This window comes from Streptomyces sp. NPDC055189 (genome assembly GCF_053606765.1).
In genome coordinates this window covers 12,560-30,623 of the sequence record NZ_JBSGSG010000037.1, presented here as the reverse complement: position 1 = coordinate 30,623, position 18,064 = coordinate 12,560, and the positions used below count along the sequence as shown (strand labels likewise).

Sequence of the window (18,064 nt, the reverse complement as noted above, 5' to 3'; positions counted from 1 at the left end):
TGGCGGTTATCCCTTCACGGCGCCGTCGGTCAGACCGCTGACGGCCCTGCGCTGCAGGAAGACGAAGAGGACGAGGATCGGGATGGCGAAGAGCGAGGCGGCGGCCATGGTGGCGCCCCAGTCGTCGCCGTAGACGGACTGGAAGCCGGAAAGCCACACCGGAAGCGTCTTGGCCTCCGCCTCCTTGTTGAGGACAAGGACGAGCGGGAATTCGTTCCAGGCGGTGATGAAGCCGAAGAGCGAGGTGGACATCAGGCCCGGCGCGAGCAGCGGCAGGATCACCCGGCGGAACGCCTGCATCCGGGAACAGCCGTCGACCATCGCCGACTCCTCGAGCTCGCGCGGCACCGCGGCGACGAAGCCGCGCAGCGTCAGGAGCGTGAAGGGCAGGATCATCACCATGTAGAAGAGGGTGAGCGGAACCAGGCTGTTCAGCATGTCGGCGTCGCGCACGATGATGTAGATCGCGATGACCATGACTTCCCAGGGAGCCATCTGGGCCAGCATGAAGCCGATGATGAAGCCCTTGCGGCCCTTGAAGCGCATCCGGGCGAGCGCGAACGCCGACGCCAGGCCGATGATCAGCGAGAAGAGCACGGCGAGCACCGTGACGGTGAGGGAGTTGCCGACCATCGTCCAGAAGTGGTCGGCCTCGACGGCCGTCTTGAAGTGCTCGAACGTCGCGTTGGTCGGGAACCACACCGGGTCCTCGCTGATGATGTCGCCGGTCGGCTTGAAGGCCGTGGCGAACATCCAGTAGACCGGGAAGACGAAGCCGATGAAGAGTACGACGGCCACGACGTTGGGCCAGATGCGGCGGAACCTCGACGATGCGGTGCCGTTCACAGCTCGTCCTCCTCTTGCTTGAGCACGATCCGCAGGTAGAAGGAAGTCAGGGCCAGCAGGATGACGATGGTCAGCAGCGCGATCGCCGCACCCATGCCGAAGTGCTGGTTGCCCATGCCCTCGATGTAGGCGTAGACGGGCAGGATCTCGGTGAGCCGGTCGGGGCCGCCCTCGTTGAGCGCGAAGACCTGGGCGAACGCCTTGAAGACCCAGATGATCTCCAGGAACGTCGTCGCGTAGAGGAAGGGCCGCAGGTAGGGCAGCGTGACGTTCGTGAAGCGCTTCCAGGCGCCTGCGCCGTCGAGCGACGCGGCCTCGTAGAGCTCCTTGGGGATCGTCGTCGTCGCGGCGTACAGGTTGATCGCCACGAAGGGGATCGACTGCCAGACGATCAGGACCAGGACCACGAAGAACGTGGAGTACTGGCTGCCCATCCAGTCGAAGTCGGCCATCGAGTGCCAGCCGGCCTTGTCGAGGACCCAGTTGACGACGCCGAAGCGCTGGGCGAAGAGCCACTGGTAGACGGTCGTCGCCGCGATGACCGGCATCGCCCAGGCGAGCACGAGCCCGACCAGGAGCATCGTCCGCATCCGCTTGCCGAGCCGTGCGAGCAGCAGGCCGACCAGGGTGCCGAGCAGCATGATCAGTACGACGTTGGCCGCGGTGAACGCGATCGAGCGGCCGGTGACCCGCCAGAAGTCCTCGCCGCTGAGGACCTCCTTGAAGTTGTCGATCCCGTTCCACTCCGTGAGGTGGAGGATGAACTGCCTCATGTTGAGGTTCTGGAACGACAGCATCCCGTTGTTGACCAGCGGCCAGCCGAGGAACACCAGGGTGGCCGCGACTGCGGGAAGCAGTAGCAGATAGGGCCCGAGCGACCGGCCCCGCGTGCGGGGCTTACCCGGATCCGCCGGCTTTCTGTCCGATTTCAGATCCTCCGTCGGGCCGGAGGGCGGCCGTTCGGTCTGCACGGTCATGCTTGCCATCTCTTTCGTGGGCATCGCGGAACGCAGCGCTGAGCCGGGGCAGCGGGCCCGGGGGCGGATGACACCCCGGGCCCGAAGTCCCCGGCGAAAGCGCGTCCTTACTGCTTCTGCGACAGGCGCTTGTTGAACTCGCCCTCGACCTGCTTGGCGGCTTCGTCGTTCGACTTACCGTTCAGCACCGCGGTCATGTAGTTCTTGATCGGGTTCGGCGGGTTCTCCACCGCGGCCCACTCCGGGATCAGCGGGGTGATGCCGCCGCCGGCGGTGGCGGGTGCCATGGCCTCGGCGGCCGCGTTGCCCTTGAGGTTGGACTGCAGCGAGTCCTTGTTCGGCAGGACGCCGCTCTCCTTGGCGAGCGCGCCCTCGTACTTGTCCGACAGCGCGATCTTCAGGAACTCCTTGGCCAGCTCCTGCTTCTTGCTGGTCGCGGCGACGGCGAGGTTCGAGCCGCCGAGGAAGACGCCCTCGGGCTTGGCGGCGGTGGCGCCGGGGATCGTGAAGTAACCGATGTCCTTCTCGATCTTCGGGTTGGCCTTGATCGCGGTCGCGGCTTCCCAGCTCATGCCGATGAAGGCGCCGGTCTTGCCCTTGGCGAAGACCTCGGCCTGCTGCGGGGTGGCCTCGTCCTTGTTCTTGGGGGCCTTGGAGAGGTCCGCGAACTGCTTGTACGTCTTCATGGCCTTGGCGACCTTGGGGTCGGTCAGGTTGGAGACGTACTTGTCGCCGTCCTTCTTGACGAGCTCGGCGCCCTCACCGATGGTCAGGCCGACGAAGTGGTACCAGTTCTGGCCCGGCAGGTAGATCGGCTCGGCTTCGGTCTTGGAGCCGATCGTCTTGAGGTCCTTGAGGAACTCGGCGCGGGTCTTGGGGGTCTCCTTGATGCCGGCGTCGGCCCAGACCTTCTTGTTGTAGATCACGACGCGGTTCAGGACGAACCACGGGGCGGCGTACTGCTTGCCGTCCACGACCGAGGAGGTGTTGATCGACTCGGTCCAGTCGGCGCCGAGCCCCTTCTTCAGGTCGCTCAGGTCGGCGAGGCCGCCGGTCTTGGCGTACGCGGCGGTCTGGGTGTTGCCGATCTCGAAGACGTCCGGCGGGTTCTCCTCGGAGAGGGCCGTGGTCAGCTTCTGCTGGATGCCGTTCCACTGCTGGACTTCGAGCTTCAGCTTGGCGCCGGTCTTCTTCTCGAAGGCGGCCTTGACGTCCTTGGTCCAGCCGTCGGGCGTGGAGCCGTCCATCGCCCAGAGCGTCAGGGTCTCCCCCTTGAAGCCGTCCGCTCCGGCCTTCTTGTCACCGCCGTCGTCGCCGCCACAGGCCGCGATCGAGACCAACATGCCCGCGACACCGATGGCCGCTATGAGCTTGCGCTTCACGTCACCCTCCTCAAGGGATGCCAGTCAACCCCCCACCCGCAGCGACCAAATGGACCGAGATCTGCCCGTGGGACTGGAACCTGGTCTTTAATGGTGTAGACCAGTACGGGGAGCTTGGCCTAGACCTTTAGGGGTGTCAAGGGTGTATAAGAAGGGCTGTCAGGTCCGTTATCGGACCGACACCTGAGCGGGCACATCCTGCTCAGCCCGGTACGTGCCACCATGTGAGCCGCGACAGACGGAGGAGCCGGTGACGGCAGCAGCACAGGAGCCGGGAAGGCAAGCCATGGGCACCGATGCGGTGAGTACGGGAACTGAGACCGGCGCGGCCACCGGAGTCGGCCGCACCGCCCGCGTGCCCAAGTACTACCGCCTGAAGCGGCACTTGCTCGACATGACGGAGACGCTGCCGCCCGGCACCCCGGTCCCCCCGGAGCGCACGCTGGCCGCCGAGTTCGACACCTCGCGCACGACGGTGCGCCAGGCCCTGCAGGAGCTGGTCGTCGAGGGCCGCCTGGAGCGTATCCAGGGCAAGGGCACCTTCGTGGCCAAGCCCAAGGTCTCCCAGGCCCTGCAACTGACCTCGTACACCGAGGACATGCGGGCCCAGGGCCTCGAACCCACCTCGCAGCTCCTGGACATCGGCTACATCACCGCCGACGACACCCTCGCCGGGCTGCTCGACATAAGCGCGGGCGGCCGGGTGCTCAGGATCGAGCGGCTGCGCCTCGCCAACGGCGAGGCCATGGCCATCGAGACGACGCACCTCTCGGCGAAACGCTTTCCCGCCCTGCGCCGCTCCCTGGTCAAGTACACCTCGCTCTACACCGCACTCGCCGAGGTCTACGACGTCCATCTCGCGGAGGCCGAGGAGACGATCGAGACCTCGCTCGCCACTCCCCGCGAGGCCGGTCTGCTCGGTACGGACGTGGGCCTGCCGATGCTGCTCCTGTCGCGGCACTCCCTGGACGGCGGAGGTCAGCCGGTGGAATGGGTCCGCTCGGTCTACCGCGGCGACCGCTACAAATTCGTGGCACGCCTCAAGCGCCCCACCGACTGACCCGCGTACGGGGTCTGGCGCCGGGTAACCGTGCTGCTCTACGTTCCTCCCGTCATCGCATGATGAACGGGAGGACGACCCGGTGCGCACAGCGAATCCCCGATCCATTGTCATCTGGACCCTCGTCGCCCTTGTGGGCGCCGCGGGCTGGACCGTCCTTGCGCTCTCGCGGGACGAGGAGGTGTCTGCGGCCTGGATGGTGGCCGCGGCCCTCGGCTCGTACGCCATCGCCTATCGCTTCTACTCCAAATTCATCGTCAACCGCGTCCTGAAGGTCGACAAGAATCGGGCCACTCCGGCCGAGCGCCTGAACAACGGCATCGACTTCCACCCGACCGACCGCCGCGTCCTGCTCGGCCACCACTTCGCGGCGATCGCGGGCGCGGGGCCGCTGGTGGGGCCCGTACTGGCCGCGCAGATGGGTTATCTGCCGGGCACGATCTGGATCATCGTCGGCGTGATCTTCGCGGGCGCCGTGCAGGACATGGTCGTCCTCTTCTTCTCCACGCGGCGCGACGGCAAGTCGCTCGGCCAGATGGCACGCGAGGAGATCGGTCCCTTCGGCGGGGCCGCCGCGCTGCTCGCCGCGTTCGCCATCATGATCGTCCTGCTCGGGGTGCTCGCACTCGTCGTCGTGAACGCGCTCGCGGACTCGCCGTGGGGCACCTTCTCCATCGCGATGACCATTCCGATCGCGCTGTTCATGGGCTTCTACCTGCGCGTCCTGCGGCCGGGGCGGGTCAGCGAGGTCTCCCTGATCGGGATCACGCTGCTCCTGATCGCGCTCGTAGCCGGGCGCTGGGTCGCCGAATCCTCCCTCGCGGATACGTTCACTCTGGCGCCCTCGACGCTGGTCATCTGGCTGGTGGCGTACGGATTCGTCGCCTCGATCCTGCCGGTGTGGATGCTGCTCGCGCCGCGCGACTACCTCTCCACGTTCATGAAGATCGGCACGATCCTGCTGCTCGCGCTCGGCGTCGTCTTCACGCTGCCGACGCTGAAGATGGACCCGGTGACCGACTTCGCCTCGCGCGGCGACGGGCCCGTCTTCGCCGGGTCGCTCTTCCCGTTCGTCTTCATCACCATCGCCTGCGGGGCTCTGTCCGGCTTCCACGCGCTGATCTCCTCGGGCACGACGCCGAAGATGGTCCAGAAGGAGACGCAGATCCGGATGATCGGCTACGGCTCCATGCTGATGGAGTCGTCGGTCGCGGTCATGGCGCTCGTCGCGGCGAGCATCGTCGACCCGGGCCTGTACTTCGCGATGAACGCGCCGGCCGGCGTCATCGGGGACAACGTCCAGGCCGCCTCCCAGGCCGTCGCCGGCCTCGGGTACTCCATCTCGCCCGAGGACCTGGCGCAGGCCGCCAAGAACGTCGAGGAATCCTCGCTGCTCTCGCGCACCGGCGGCGCGCCCACCCTCGCGGTCGGCGTCTCCGAGATCTTCTCGAAGGTCACCGGCGACTCCATGAAGGCGTTCTGGTACCACTTCGCGATCATGTTTGAGGCGCTGTTCATCCTCACCGCGCTCGACGCGGGCACCCGGGTGGGCCGCTTCATGCTGCAGGACATGCTCGGCAACGTCTACAAGCCGTTCAAGAAGGTCAGCTGGAAGCCCGGGCTCATCATCACCAGCGCCGTCGTCACCGGCCTGTGGGGCTACTTCCTGTGGGTGGGCGTGCACGAGCCGCTCGGCGGGATCAACCAGCTCTTCCCGATCTTCGGCATCTCCAATCAGCTCCTCGCCGCGGTCGCGCTCGCCGTCTGCACGACGCTCCTGGTGAAGTCGGGGCGCCTCAAGTGGGCCTGGATCACCGGGATTCCGCTGGCCTGGGACGCCACGGTGACCCTGACCGCGAGCTGGCAGAAGGTGTTCTCCAGCGATCCACGCGTCGGTTTCTTCAAGCAGCGTTCGATCTACCAGGACGCGATCGACGACGGGAAGATCCTGCCGCCCGCCAAGACCATGGACGACATGCACACCGTCGTCACCAACTCCACGGTGGACGGCGTCCTCTCGGCCGCCCTCGCCCTGCTCATCGTCATCGTGATCGCCGACGCGGCCCGCATCTGCGTGAAGCACGTCCGCAACCCGCAGGCGTCGAAGCTGAGCGAGGCGGAGTACGTCGAGTCGAAGGTGGTCGCACCGGCCGGGCTCATCGCGACCCCGGAGGAGAAGGCGGAACTGGCGGCGGCGAAGGCTTCCGACGATGCGCGGGTCCCGTCATGACGTGGGTCCTGCGCGGGCTGCGCTGGGTGCGCTGGTACGCGCGGGAGTTGACCGACGAGTCCGCGTACGACCGTTATGTCGCCCATACGCGGAAGACGCATCCGGGGGCATCCGTCCCTTCTCGGAGGGAGTTCGAGCGTATGCGGACGGATCAGCAGGAGGCGGACCCGCGACAGGGTTTCCGCTGCTGCTGAGCGGCACTTCGAGCGCGTCCGGTATCCGGACGGGGGTTCCATAGATCAACACTCTCGCTTAGATTTCCCGCACGTTAAAGGTGGGATAAGCGAGGGAGCGGAGCCGCGAAGTGTCAGATGCGCCTGAAGTGAGCAGACCGGTGGTCACGCCGGTCCGCGTGGTCATTGCCCTCTGTCTCGTCGCGCCGTTCGTGGCGATGCTCTGGGTGAGCTCCTACGCGAAGGTCGACCCGACCTTCATCGGCATCCCGTTCTTCTACTGGTACCAGATGCTGTGGGTGCTCGTCTCCACCGCTCTCACCATGATCGCTTACAAGCTGTGGCAGCGTGACCAGCGCGCCCGCAAGGCCGAGCAGGCCCAGGGGGGTGCGACCCGATGACCGAGCTCGCAGCGGAGGGCGGCGTCAACGGCATCGCCCTCGCCGTCTTCATCTTCTTCTTCGTCGCCGTCACGGCGATGGGCTTCCTGGCCGCGCGCTGGCGCAAGGCCGAGACCGAGAGCCTGGACGAGTGGGGCCTGGGCGGCCGGTCGTTCGGCACCTGGGTCACGTGGTTCCTGCTCGGCGGCGACCTCTACACGGCCTATACGTTCGTGGCCGTCCCGGCGGCGATCTACGCGGCGGGCGCGGCCGGCTTCTTCGCCGTGCCGTACACGATCCTCGTGTACCCGCTGATCTTCACCTTCCTGCCGCGCCTGTGGTCCGTCTCGCACAAGCACGGATACGTGACCACCTCGGACTTCGTGCGCGGGCGCTTCGGCTCCAAGGGGCTCTCCCTCGCCGTCGCGGTCACCGGCATCCTCGCCACGATGCCGTACATCGCGCTCCAGCTGGTCGGCATCCAGGCCGTGCTCGACGTGATGGGCGTCGGCGGCGGCCCCGACACGAACTGGTTCATCAAGGACCTGCCGCTCCTGATCGCGTTCGCGGTGCTCGCCGCGTACACGTACTCGTCGGGTCTGCGCGCCCCCGCGCTGATCGCGTTCGTGAAGGACGGCCTGATCTACCTCGTCATCGCCGTCGCGATCATCTACATCCCGATCAAGCTCGGCGGTTTCGACGCGATCTTCTCGGCGGCGAACGACAAGTTCTCCGCGGCCAACGAGGCGGCGGGCAAGCCCGTCGCGGGCCTCGCGCCCGGGCACACCGGGCAGTGGACCTACGCCACGCTCGCGCTCGGCTCCGCGCTCGCCCTGTTCATGTACCCGCACTCGATCACGGCGACGCTCTCCTCCAAGAGCCGCAACGTGATCCGCCGCAACACCACGATCCTGCCGCTCTACTCGCTGATGCTGGGCCTGCTCGCGCTGCTCGGCTTCATGGCGATCGCGGCCGGGGTCAAGGTGGAGAACGGCCAGCTGGCGATCCCGCAGCTGTTCGAGAACATGTTCCCCGACTGGTTCACCGGCGTCGCGTTCGCCGCCATCGGTATCGGCGCGCTCGTGCCCGCCGCCATCATGTCGATCGCGGCCGCGAACCTCTTCACCAGGAACATCTACAAGGACTTCCTCAAGCCGGACGCGACGCCCGAGCAGGAGACCAAGGTCTCCAAGCTGGTCTCGCTCCTGGTGAAGGTGGGCGCGCTCGCCTTCGTCCTCACCATGGACAAGACGGTCGCGATCAACTTCCAGCTCCTGGGCGGCATCTGGATCCTGCAGACCATGCCCGCACTGGTCGGCGGCCTGTTCACGCGGTGGTTCCACCGCTGGGCGCTGCTCGCGGGCTGGGCGGTCGGCATGGTCTACGGAACGGTCGCCGCGTACGGCGTCGCCTCGCCGACGCAGAAGCACTTCGGCGGCTCGTCCAAGGAGATCCCCGGCATCGGCGAGATCGGCTACATCGGCCTCACGGCGTTCGTCCTGAACGTGGTGGTCACCGTGGTCCTCACCTTCGTCCTGCGCGCCATGAAGGCCCCTGACGGCATCGACGAGACCTCTCCGGGCGACTACACGGCGGACGTCGGCGACCCCGGCGTCGTCGAGGAACTGCCGCCGGCCACGGCGGGGGCGCCGGGCGGGCACTGAGCCTTCTCGTGTACGTACGCACACGACTTGCGTACGTACGCACACGCCGACGGGCCGCCGGAGCAATCCGGCGGCCCGTCGTCGTGCGTGCGGCGGCCCCTCGTCGTCCGTGCGGCGTCACGAGGTCTTGTAGAGATCCGTTCGGACATGTGCGGCCGCCTTGGCCGCCGCGAGGGTCGCCACGTCCTTGTCGGTGCCCGCGTCCACAAGCACGAGCACGCCGCCGACCCGCACCTCGACCTTGTGGCGCGCGGTGCCGTCGTACTCGTCGCCGCCCGTGGTCCGCGTGCTCTCCACGATGGCTTCGTCGCCGAGGTCGGGCAGCTTCCCGACCGTGTGGTGCTCCTGCACCGGAGCGCCCTCGGTGTCGACGGTGACGCGGGGGCACGCGTCGTTGAGCTGCCTGCGCAGTTCGACGTGGCGCCGCGCCCGCTCGACCGGCATCGAGACCAGGCTCACGTGGACGAAGGGGTCCTTGTCCTCGGTCGCACCCGGGAAGGGACGCACCGTGTGGCCCGCGCTGTTCCCCCGCAGTCGCGCCAACTCCTCGCGAGCGTCCTTGCCGGGAGCGCAGCTGCCCCAGTCGCCGTCGGCGTAATGCAGCCCGGAGAGGCCGGTGGTGACGTCGTACGCTTTGGCCTTCGGCCCGACCTCCTTCGCGGGCAGCAGAGCGGCCTTGAGTTCGGCCTCCGTGAAGACCTTGCGGGGATCGGCCTTGTCGTCGACCCCGACCGCCCCGGTCCGCTTCTGCGTCGGTACGGGCTTCGGATCGGCCTTCCTCACCTGGTCCTCACCGCCACCGCACGCGCTGAGCAGCATCATCAACAGCGCGGCACAACCCGCGACCCGACCTCGCACGCCGTCTCCCCCTGTTCGGCCTTCAGTTCGGCCGCCACCCTAGGCGATACACGCACCGACACAAGATATGGGGCTGCCGCTCAGAGCCAGCACAAGATGTATGCTCGTGCTCGCTGTCGCCGCAGGGGAATCCGGTGCAAGTCCGGAACTGTCCCGCAACGGTGTATGAGTACGCATTTGTCGTGCCCGTGAGTCCGAGGACCTGTCGACAGCGCACCCGTTCCGCCCGGTTCGGGTGCCGACGACGTCCGGGCCTCGTGGAATGGGCTGGTGGACGCGGAGCGCAGCCGTGCCCGGTTGCGGCCCCCGTGTGTCACGCCTCCCCTCCTCAAGGCTCCGAGCCGAGCGAGGGAGTGCTCCGTGACCATCGCGCCAGCCGAACCTGCGTCAGCGCAGACCACCGACGGTCAGCAGACCGCCGACGGCCCGGGAACCGCGCTGCTGCGTACCCTGACCGAACTGACCGCCGACCTCCCCGACGCCGACCCCGGCAGAGTCGCCGCCGCCGCGCTGCGGGGCCGCTCGGCCAGGGCGGACCTGGCGGAGCTGCGGGAGCTGGCGACCGAGGCGGCCGCCGGGCTCATCTCCGAGGACCCCACGTACTCGCAGCTGGCGGCGAGGCTGCTCAGCCTCAGCATCCGGGACGAGGCCGCTTCGCAGGGCGTGCGCAGCTTCTCCGACTCGGTCGCCGTGGGGCATCGCGAGGGCCTGATCGCGGACCGCACCGCCGAGTTCGTCGTGGACCACGCTCAGCGCCTGGACTCTCTCGTGGACGCCGCCATCGAGGACGGCGCCGACTTCCGCTTCGGTTACTTCGGCCTGCGCACCCTGCACAGCCGCTATCTCCTTCGCCACCCGATCACCCGGCACGTCATCGAGACCCCGCAGCACTTCATGCTGCGCGTGGCGAGCGGCCTGGCCGAGGACGGCAGCACCCGCTCGGTGGACGAAGTCGCCTCCCTGTACGCCCTGATGAGCCGCCTGGACTACCTGCCGTCCTCGCCGACGCTCTTCAACTCCGGCACCCGCCACCCGCAGATGTCCTCCTGCTACCTCCTCGACTCCCCGCTGGACGAGCTGGACTCCATCTACGACCGCTACCACCAGGTCGCGCGCCTCTCCAAGCACGCGGGCGGCATCGGCCTCTCGTACTCCCGCATCCGCGCCCGCGGTTCGCTGATCCGCGGCACGAACGGGCACTCCAACGGCATCGTGCCGTTCCTCAAGACCCTGGACGCCTCGGTCGCCGCCGTGAACCAGGGCGGGCGTCGCAAGGGCGCCGCCGCGGTCTATCTGGAGACGTGGCACTCCGACATCGAGGAGTTCCTGGAGCTGCGCGACAACACGGGTGAGGACCAGCGGCGTACGCACAACCTCAACCTCGCGCACTGGATCCCGGACGAGTTCATGCGCCGGGTCGCCGCAGACCAGGACTGGTCGCTGTTCTCGCCGGCCGACGTGCCCGAGCTCGTCGACCTGTGGGGCGAGCAGTTCGACGCCGCCTACCGCAAGGCCGAGGCCGCCGGGCTCGCCCGCAAGTCCATCCCGGCCCGTGACCTCTACGGCCGCATGATGCGCACCCTCGCGCAGACCGGCAACGGCTGGATGACCTTCAAGGACGCCGCCAACCGCACCGCCAACCAGACCGCGGAGCCCGGCCACACGGTCCACTCCTCCAACCTCTGCACGGAGATCCTGGAGGTGACGGACGACGGGGAGACGGCCGTCTGCAACCTGGGCTCGGTGAACCTCGGCGCGTTCGTGGACACGGCCGCCGGTGACATCGACTGGGAGCGGCTCGACGAGACCGTCCGCACCGCCGTCACCTTCCTCGACCGCGTGGTCGACATCAACTTCTACCCGACCGAGCAGGCCGGCCGCTCCAACGCCCGCTGGCGTCCGGTGGGCCTGGGCGCCATGGGTCTGCAGGACGTCTTCTTCCAGCTGAAGCTGCCCTTCGACTCCCCCGCCGCGCGCGCCCTCTCGACGCGCATCGCCGAGCGGATCATGCTCGCCGCGTACGAGGCGTCCGCCGACCTCGCCGAGCGCAACGGCCCCGTCCCCGCCTGGGAGAAGACCCGCACCGCGCGCGGCGTCCTGCACCCCGACCACTACGGCGTCGAGCTGACCTGGCCGGAGCGCTGGGCCGCGCTGCGGGAACGTATCGCCGTCACCGGCATGCGCAACTCGCTCCTGCTCGCCATCGCGCCGACCGCCACCATCGCGTCCATCGCGGGCGTCTACGAGTGCATCGAGCCGCAGGTCTCCAACCTCTTCAAGCGCGAGACGCTGTCCGGCGAGTTCCTCCAGGTCAACGCCTACCTGGTGCAGGAGCTGAAACGGCTCGGCGTCTGGGACGCCCAGACCCGCGAGGCGCTGCGCGAGGCCAACGGCTCCGTGCAGGGCTTCAGCTGGATCCCCGCCGAGGTGCGCGACCTCTACCGCACCGCGTGGGAGATCCCGCAGCGCGGCCTGATCGACATGGCCGCCGCGCGCACGCCGTTCCTGGACCAGGCGCAGTCCCTGAACCTGTTCCTGGAGACGCCGACCATCGGCAAGCTCTCCTCGATGTACGCCTACGCCTGGCAGCAGGGTCTGAAGACCACGTACTACCTGCGTTCGCGCCCGGCGACCCGGATCGCCCGCGCGGCGGCCGGCCAGGCCGCCGAGCCCGTTCCCGTACCCGCGCAGGCCACGGCCGACGAAGACGCCGTCGCCTGCTCCCTGGAAAACCCCGAGTCCTGCGAGGCCTGCCAGTAATGAGCTCCACCACCAACACCGAGAAGAACCTCCTCGACCCGGGCTTCGAGCTGACCCTGCGTCCCATGCGCTACCCGGACTTCTACGAGCGCTACCGGGACGCGATCAAGAACACCTGGACCGTCGAGGAGGTCGACCTCCACTCGGACGTCGCCGACCTCGCCAAGCTCTCGCCCGGCGAGCAGCACATGATCGGCCGTCTGGTCGCGTTCTTCGCGACCGGCGACTCGATCGTCTCCAACAACCTCGTGCTCACTCTCTACAAGCACATCAACTCCCCCGAGGCCCGGCTCTACTTGAGCCGCCAGCTCTTCGAGGAGGCCGTGCACGTCCAGTTCTATCTGACGCTGCTCGACACCTACCTGCCCGACCCGGAGGACCGCGCGGCGGCCTTCGACGCGGTGGAGGAGATCCCCTCCATCCGGGAGAAGGCGGAGTTCTGCTTCAAGTGGATCAACGAGGTCGAGAAGCTGGACCGCCTCGAGTCGAAGGCCGACCGGCGCCGTTTCCTGCTCAACCTGATCTGCTTCGCCGCGTGCATCGAGGGCCTCTTCTTCTACGGTGCCTTCGCCTACGTCTACTGGTTCCGCTCGCGCGGCCTGCTGCACGGCCTGGCGACCGGCACGAACTGGGTGTTCCGCGACGAGACGATGCACATGAGCTTCGCCTTCGACGTCGTGGACACCGTGCGCAAGGAGGAGCCCGAGCTCTTCGACGACGCGCTGCAGACGCAGGTCACGGACATGCTCAAGGAGGCCGTCGAGGCCGAGCTGCAGTTCGCGCGCGACCTCTGCGGTGAGGGCCTGCCCGGCATGAACACCGACTCCATGCGCGAGTACCTGCAGTGCGTCGCCGACCAGCGGCTCCAGCGGCTCGGGTTCGCGCCGGTCTACGGCTCCTCAAACCCGTTCTCGTTCATGGAGCTCCAGGGAGTCCAGGAGCTGACCAACTTCTTCGAGCGGCGTCCTTCGGCCTACCAGGTCGCGGTCGAGGGTTCGGTCTCCTTCGACGACGAGTTCTAGCCCCACCGGGCCGCGGGGGGCGGCGGACGCCGCCTCCCGCAGCTCGCGGTCGATCCGGCGGTCGTGGACGTACCCGACGAGCCCGGGTGCGGCCAGGAGAAGGAGGACGGTCAGGACGGTCGCGTAATCGAGGATTGCGTTCATGTCCTTACTGTCCTGCGCGCCGGGCCGGCGCGTCAGTGGCAGGACTGCCACACACCATCGACTTACTGCCAGCCCTGCGGCACACTGGCAGACATGCTGAACAACGTGGCCGTCGTGCTGCTCGACGGCGTCAATCCCTTCGAACTCGGCGTCGTCTGCGAGGTGTTCGGCCTCGACCGCAGCGAGGACGGCCTTCCCGTGTACGACTTCGCGGTGGTCGCCGGGGAGAGCGGGGCCCTGAGCAATCACGCGGGGTTCACGATCACCACGCGGCACGGTCTCGACCGGCTCGAAGAGGCCGACCTCATCGCCGTCCCCGCTGGCCAGTCGTTCGCGCACCGCGACTATCCCGAGGATCTGCTCGCCGCCCTGCGCCGCGCGGTGGACCGCGGGGCCCGTGTCCTCTCCGTCTGCTCCGGCGTCTTCGTGCTCGGCGCCGCCGGGCTGCTCGACGGCCGCCGCTGCGCCGTGCACTGGCGGCACTCCACTGAGCTTGCCGTGCAGTACCCGCGCGCCCGGGTCGAGCCCGACGTCCTGTACGTGGACGAGGGCCCGGTCATCACGTCCGCGGGCACCGCCGCCGGGATCGACGCCTGCCTGCACATCGTGCGCCAGGAGCACGGCATCGAGGTCGGCAACGCCATCGCACGCCGCATGGTCGTACCGCCCCACCGCGACGGCGGGCAGGCCCAGTTCGTGGAGCGCCCGCTGCCGCGCACGCAGTGCGACACCGTGGGCGGGGTCCTTGCCTGGATGGAGCGCCATCTGGACGCCGACGACATCACGGTCGAGCGGCTCGCCGAGCGGGCGCACATGTCACCGCGCACCTTCGCGCGCCGCTTCCAGCAGGAGACCGGCACCACGCCCTACCGCTGGCTCCTGCGTCAACGGGTGCTCCTGGCGCAGGAGTTGCTGGAAGGCTCGGAGGAGACGGTGGACGCCATCGCCGGGCGTGCCGGTTTCGGCAACGCCGCGGCGATGCGCCATCAGTTCCTGCGGGCGCTCGGCACCACACCGAACGCCTACCGTCGCACCTTCCGCGGTCCGTCGGCCCTCAGCGCCGCTCGGCCCGCAGGACGAGTTTCTTCGGCTGCAGGGTGATGCCGATCTTCGTCTCGGCGTCGGTCTCCGCGACCGGCGCCAGGTGCCACTTCGGAGCCACGGTCGCCAGGATGATGGCGAGTTCCGCCAGGCTGAAATGGTCTCCCGGGCACTTGCGGTTACCGGTACCGAACGGCATCATCGCGAACTCCGGCACGTCAGAAGCGCGTTCCGGATTCCAGCGGTCCGGGTCGAACCGGAGATGTTGCTCGAAGGAACGCGGATCGCGCTGCATCGCGTACACGCTGTATACGATGTCAGCGTCGGCCGGAATGCGGTAGCCACCCAAGTTGGTTTCGCCCACCGACCGGCGGGTGAATATCCAGGCGGCCGGTTGTATGCGCATGGCCTCGGTGACGACATTTCTGGTGTGCGGAAGGGACCCGAGGTCGCGGAATGTGATCTCCCGGTCCGGCGCGACGGAATTTACCTCTTCAACCAGTCGCCTTTCCTGCTCGGGGTGTTCGGCCAGCAGATGGAACGTCCACGCCAGGGTCGACGCGATATTCTCGGCACCCGCCACGATGAGGGAGACCACATGGTCGTGGACTTCTTGATCGCTCAGCGGCTGCCCTGATTCATCGCGCGCCCGAAGCATTTCGGCCAACAAGTCGTCCCGCTCCGCACCCGCCTCCCGGCCGGCGGCGATGATCTCGTCGACCACCGCGTGCAGATCGGCGAGCGCACTCTGGAAGCGCCGGTTGCCCTGGGTCGGTACGCGGTAGAGCGGCCCGACCGAGAGGACCATCCGGCGGTAGAGACCCTCGAAGACGGTGTGCAGCGACTCGGCGATGCGGTCCGCCTTCTCGCCGATCGCGTCGACCTCGAGGAGCGATCGCGAGATGACGCGCACGGCCGTGCGGAACATCTCCGATCCGATGTCAACCGTGTCGTCGGGACGCCAGCGCGCCGCCGTGGCACGGGCTTCCTCCTCCATCACCTTGGCGTAGTCCGCGATCCGCTCGCGCTTGAACGCGGGCTGCATCATGCGCCGTTGGCGCCGGTGCAGCTTGCCGTTGCTGGTCGCCACGCCCTTGCCGAGGAGCACCTCCAGGGTGTCCCAGAGCGGCCCTCCGACGATGTAGTCGGGACTCCGCAGGAGCTGCCCGACCAACTCCGGGTCGCAGACCGCGTACGCCGTCTTGGGTCCCAGCCTGATGCGTACGAGATCACCGTGATCCCGTAGTGCGGCGAAGAAGCCGAGCGGGTCGCGCACGAGATTCCAGGCGTGGCCGATGAGCGGGGCGCCGCCGCTGACAAGCGGGGGAGTTGTCGCGGGTATGACGGATTCGACGCTCATTCCTCACCTACCAATTCGATTTCGGCCATGTCGGTGATTCCTGTTTCGCTGATCCCCGCGTCGCTCACGTACGGAGGAATGGACCTGTCGTCCCAACTGTCCACCCGATAGCGGCCGGATTCGTGGTGGAACCAGTACACCGAGGAGAACCAGTTCCGCATGTTGAAGACGCAGGATTCCACCGCGTCCGAGAGTTTCTTTCCGTGCGCACTTCCGTCCGCCAGCTGACCTGCGAGCCGCAGTACATCTTTTTCCGCCGCGAGGAAATCCGAGATGCATCGGGTCACCCGCCGGTGCACTTCCGCAACGGCTTCTTCGAGCGAAAGGCCCTCGTGCTGGATCAGACTGATCCCGAGATTGTGCAGTTCATCTCCCGCGAGTTCTTTGGGAAGCGAGCACAGGTCGTTGTACCAGGCGGAGAAATCCTGCGTGGCGAGCGCGGCCCGCCGATATGCGGGATGCTTCCGCACCTCTCCCGGCAGCTCGTGCCGCGCCGTGGGCTCGAGCAGGTCGATCCACGCCCAGTGGGCGAACGTCAGCCTGCGCAGCTCGATGTAGGCCTCGACCGTGGGGACCGTGCCGGTCCTGCGGTTCCTGAACTCCAGGTCGTACGCCTCGATCACGCTGTGGAAGTGCCTGGCGAACCGGGCGTTCCAACTGGGGCCGAGCTGCGAGTACAGCCTGAGGACGCAGTCGGCGAACCCCGCGACCAGAGGGTCGCGGTGGCGCAGTTGCTGCCGGGGCGCCCGGAGCGTCTCGTGCAGGCCCCGGCACAGGCGCCGCCACTGGGCCGCCCTGCCGTGCACCGAGTCGCGGTCGTGCCGGTCGTCCCACGCGAAGAACCAACTGCTGAGGTCGGCTATCGCGCTGAGCAACTCGTCCGGCGCGCCAATGTAGTAGCCGGCCACCAGGTCCGTGTAGCACAGGCTGTCGGCGTACCGCTCCACCTTGTCCGGGGGCATCAGGCGCATTTCGCGCAGCCATGTCCTGGACTTTTCCTGAAGCTTCGGCCAATACGGATGTAGCCGTCGTGGAAAATCTGCCTCGATCACCGGAAGTGCCAACGCCGGTGGCACGGAGACCGCCGGTGTCTGTGGCTGTGTCGAAGAAGTGCCATATGAATATGCAGGCACGAACGAGCCCCTCTCAGCCGCCTGGGGACGCACGCCCCTCCCGCCGTACCGGGCGCGCGCCGTTGCGTATCCCCGCGCTTTCCATTCAGCACCACAACTGACCGTTCAGGGAACAGATTTGCGCCATTCACTACCCCCCAACGCCGAAAAAATCCCCCTACGTGACTGATTATGGATCATCACAAGCCTGTTTTGCTCGCACAACTGACCGGCCAATGCGAACGGCCCCCGGACGGGAGGGAGTTCCCGACCAGGGGCCGCAGGTGGCTCGCGGTGCGCGCGGGCCTGAAGTGATCTCAGCCGTTCAGGACGGCGTCAGTTCAGTCACGGGGCACGACGCCGACTCAGTCGTTCGGCACACGCCGACTCAGTCGTTCGGCACGACGGGGTAGCGCGGAGTGCCCTCTTCCATCTGCCGCAGCGCGTCCTTGCGGTCGCGCTTGGAGAGGCGGTCGATGTAGAGGTAGCCGTACAGGTGGTCCGTCTCGTGCTGCAGGCAGCGCGAGAAGTAGCCGGTGCCCCGCACCTTGATGGGGTTGCCCTTCTCGTCCTGCCCGGTCACCTCGGCGTAGTCCGGGCGGGCCAGGTCGGCGTAGGCGGTGGGCACGGAGAGGCAGCCCTCGCCCGACTCGTCCAGACGGCGGCGCTCGGCGGGGAGCTCGCGCACCACGGGGTTGCAGACCACGCCGACGTGCCGCACGCCCTCGTCGTCCATGCAGTCGTAGACGAAGACCTTCAGGTCGACGCCGACCTGGTTGGCGGCGAGGCCCACGCCCTGCGCGGTCCGCTGGCTGGCGAACATGTCGTCGATGAGCCGCGCGAGCTCGTCGTCGAAGGCGGTGACGTCCTTGCACTCCTTGTGCAGCACAGGGTTGCCGACGACCGTGATGGGCCGGGACGTGCCGCGCTCGCGGAACGCCGTCTCCCGCTCCTCGCAGTCCTCCGTGTCGATGACGAAGCCTTCGTCGTCCACGGGGAGGACCCCGCCCGAGGCCTGCTGCTCAGTGTCCTGCGCCATTGTCCGACGTACGCCT

At 67.8% G+C, this 18,064-nt stretch carries 15 protein-coding genes and 1 riboswitch; of the genes, 8 read left to right on the top strand and 7 right to left on the bottom strand.

Annotated elements, in window-relative coordinates; genetic code table 11:
- Positions 1–6 precede the first annotated feature (6 nt).
- From ACWFR3_RS24740 to ACWFR3_RS24730, 3 genes are all read right to left on the bottom strand, one after another.
- On the bottom strand, positions 7–813 hold the full coding sequence (locus ACWFR3_RS24740) for a carbohydrate ABC transporter permease (protein WP_453736840.1): 807 nt from the start codon (positions 811–813) through the stop codon (positions 7–9).
- 29 nt (positions 814–842) lie between these two features.
- The gene (locus ACWFR3_RS24735) at positions 843–1,823 is read right to left on the bottom strand and encodes a carbohydrate ABC transporter permease (RefSeq protein WP_453736797.1); all 981 of its coding nucleotides are present in this window, start codon (positions 1,821–1,823) and stop codon (positions 843–845) included.
- A gap of 107 nt (positions 1,824–1,930) precedes the next feature.
- A complete protein-coding gene (locus ACWFR3_RS24730; protein ID WP_453736796.1) occupies positions 1,931–3,205 on the bottom strand; it encodes an extracellular solute-binding protein in 1,275 nt (424 codons plus the stop codon).
- Positions 3,206–3,491: 286 nt separating this feature from the next.
- Here ACWFR3_RS24730 and ACWFR3_RS24725 point away from each other — a divergent pair, with 286 nt between their 5' ends.
- The 5 genes from ACWFR3_RS24725 to mctP all read left to right on the top strand — a co-directional run bounded on the left by ACWFR3_RS24725 (position 3,492) and on the right by mctP (position 8,712).
- Positions 3,492–4,265: a GntR family transcriptional regulator gene (locus ACWFR3_RS24725; RefSeq protein ID WP_453736839.1), complete on the top strand. Its 774-nt coding sequence runs from the start codon at positions 3,492–3,494 to the stop codon at positions 4,263–4,265.
- 82 nt (positions 4,266–4,347) lie between these two features.
- Positions 4,348–6,495 carry a carbon starvation CstA family protein gene (locus ACWFR3_RS24720; protein WP_453736795.1) on the top strand — a complete coding sequence of 716 codons (2,148 nt, stop codon included), beginning with the start codon at positions 4,348–4,350 and terminating at the stop codon, positions 6,493–6,495.
- On the top strand, positions 6,492–6,689 hold the full coding sequence (locus tag ACWFR3_RS24715; RefSeq protein ID WP_361181582.1) for a YbdD/YjiX family protein: 198 nt from the start codon (positions 6,492–6,494) through the stop codon (positions 6,687–6,689). The genes ACWFR3_RS24720 and ACWFR3_RS24715 overlap by 4 nt, the downstream gene beginning before the upstream one ends.
- A gap of 110 nt (positions 6,690–6,799) precedes the next feature.
- Positions 6,800–7,069, top strand: a complete 270-nt coding sequence (locus ACWFR3_RS24710) for a DUF3311 domain-containing protein (RefSeq protein WP_453736794.1) — start codon at positions 6,800–6,802, stop codon at positions 7,067–7,069.
- Positions 7,066–8,712 carry a monocarboxylate uptake permease MctP gene (gene mctP / locus ACWFR3_RS24705; RefSeq protein WP_453736793.1) on the top strand — a complete coding sequence of 549 codons (1,647 nt, stop codon included), beginning with the start codon at positions 7,066–7,068 and terminating at the stop codon, positions 8,710–8,712. The genes ACWFR3_RS24710 and mctP overlap by 4 nt, the downstream gene beginning before the upstream one ends.
- A 117-nt stretch (positions 8,713–8,829) precedes the next feature.
- Here the strand turns inward: mctP and ACWFR3_RS24700 are convergent, their stop codons facing one another.
- Entirely contained in the window at positions 8,830–9,570 is a 741-nt protein-coding gene (locus tag ACWFR3_RS24700; protein WP_453736792.1) for a hypothetical protein, read from the bottom strand.
- Positions 9,571–9,670: 100 nt separating this feature from the next.
- Positions 9,671–9,794, top strand: a riboswitch (cobalamin riboswitch).
- Between the two features lie 136 nt (positions 9,795–9,930).
- On the opposite strand from ACWFR3_RS24700, the gene ACWFR3_RS24695 reads away from it, so the two are divergent.
- From ACWFR3_RS24695 to ACWFR3_RS24685, 3 genes are all read left to right on the top strand, one after another.
- The gene (locus ACWFR3_RS24695) at positions 9,931–12,330 is read left to right on the top strand and encodes a ribonucleoside-diphosphate reductase subunit alpha (protein WP_453736791.1); all 2,400 of its coding nucleotides are present in this window, start codon (positions 9,931–9,933) and stop codon (positions 12,328–12,330) included.
- On the top strand, positions 12,330–13,352 hold the full coding sequence (locus tag ACWFR3_RS24690; protein ID WP_453736790.1) for a ribonucleotide-diphosphate reductase subunit beta: 1,023 nt from the start codon (positions 12,330–12,332) through the stop codon (positions 13,350–13,352). The genes ACWFR3_RS24695 and ACWFR3_RS24690 overlap by 1 nt, the downstream gene beginning before the upstream one ends.
- Positions 13,353–13,589: 237 nt before the next feature.
- The gene (locus ACWFR3_RS24685; protein WP_453736789.1) at positions 13,590–14,597 is read left to right on the top strand and encodes a helix-turn-helix domain-containing protein; all 1,008 of its coding nucleotides are present in this window, start codon (positions 13,590–13,592) and stop codon (positions 14,595–14,597) included.
- On the opposite strand, the gene ACWFR3_RS24680 is transcribed toward ACWFR3_RS24685, so the two are convergent.
- From ACWFR3_RS24680 to def, 3 genes are all read right to left on the bottom strand, one after another.
- Positions 14,551–15,897: a bifunctional albaflavenone monooxygenase/terpene synthase gene (locus ACWFR3_RS24680; protein ID WP_453736788.1), complete on the bottom strand. Its 1,347-nt coding sequence runs from the start codon at positions 15,895–15,897 to the stop codon at positions 14,551–14,553. The genes ACWFR3_RS24685 and ACWFR3_RS24680 overlap by 47 nt on opposite strands.
- Positions 15,894–17,030, bottom strand: coding sequence for an epi-isozizaene synthase (gene cyc1 / locus ACWFR3_RS24675; RefSeq protein WP_453736838.1), 1,137 nt, complete (start codon positions 17,028–17,030; stop codon positions 15,894–15,896). The genes ACWFR3_RS24680 and cyc1 overlap by 4 nt, the downstream gene beginning before the upstream one ends.
- Positions 17,031–17,397: 367 nt before the next feature.
- Positions 17,398–18,048 carry a peptide deformylase gene (def, locus tag ACWFR3_RS24670; RefSeq protein ID WP_453736787.1) on the bottom strand — a complete coding sequence of 217 codons (651 nt, stop codon included), beginning with the start codon at positions 18,046–18,048 and terminating at the stop codon, positions 17,398–17,400.
- Positions 18,049–18,064: the final 16 nt, after the last annotated feature.

Bases quoted from the DNA above. Each gene is read 5' to 3' on its own strand.
- ACWFR3_RS24685 (WP_453736789.1), top strand. From the start codon at position 13,590: ATGCTGAACAACGTGGCCGTCGTGCTGCTCGACGGCGTCAATCCCTTC.
- ACWFR3_RS24690 (WP_453736790.1), top strand. From the start codon at position 12,330: ATGAGCTCCACCACCAACACCGAGAAGAACCTCCTCGACCCGGGCTTC.
- ACWFR3_RS24725 (WP_453736839.1), top strand. From the start codon at position 3,492: ATGGGCACCGATGCGGTGAGTACGGGAACTGAGACCGGCGCGGCCACC.
- ACWFR3_RS24715 (WP_361181582.1), top strand. From the start codon at position 6,492: ATGACGTGGGTCCTGCGCGGGCTGCGCTGGGTGCGCTGGTACGCGCGG.
- def (WP_453736787.1), bottom strand. From the start codon at position 18,048: ATGGCGCAGGACACTGAGCAGCAGGCCTCGGGCGGGGTCCTCCCCGTG.
- mctP (WP_453736793.1), top strand. From the start codon at position 7,066: ATGACCGAGCTCGCAGCGGAGGGCGGCGTCAACGGCATCGCCCTCGCC.
- ACWFR3_RS24735 (WP_453736797.1), bottom strand. From the start codon at position 1,823: ATGACCGTGCAGACCGAACGGCCGCCCTCCGGCCCGACGGAGGATCTG.
- ACWFR3_RS24680 (WP_453736788.1), bottom strand. From the start codon at position 15,897: ATGAGCGTCGAATCCGTCATACCCGCGACAACTCCCCCGCTTGTCAGC.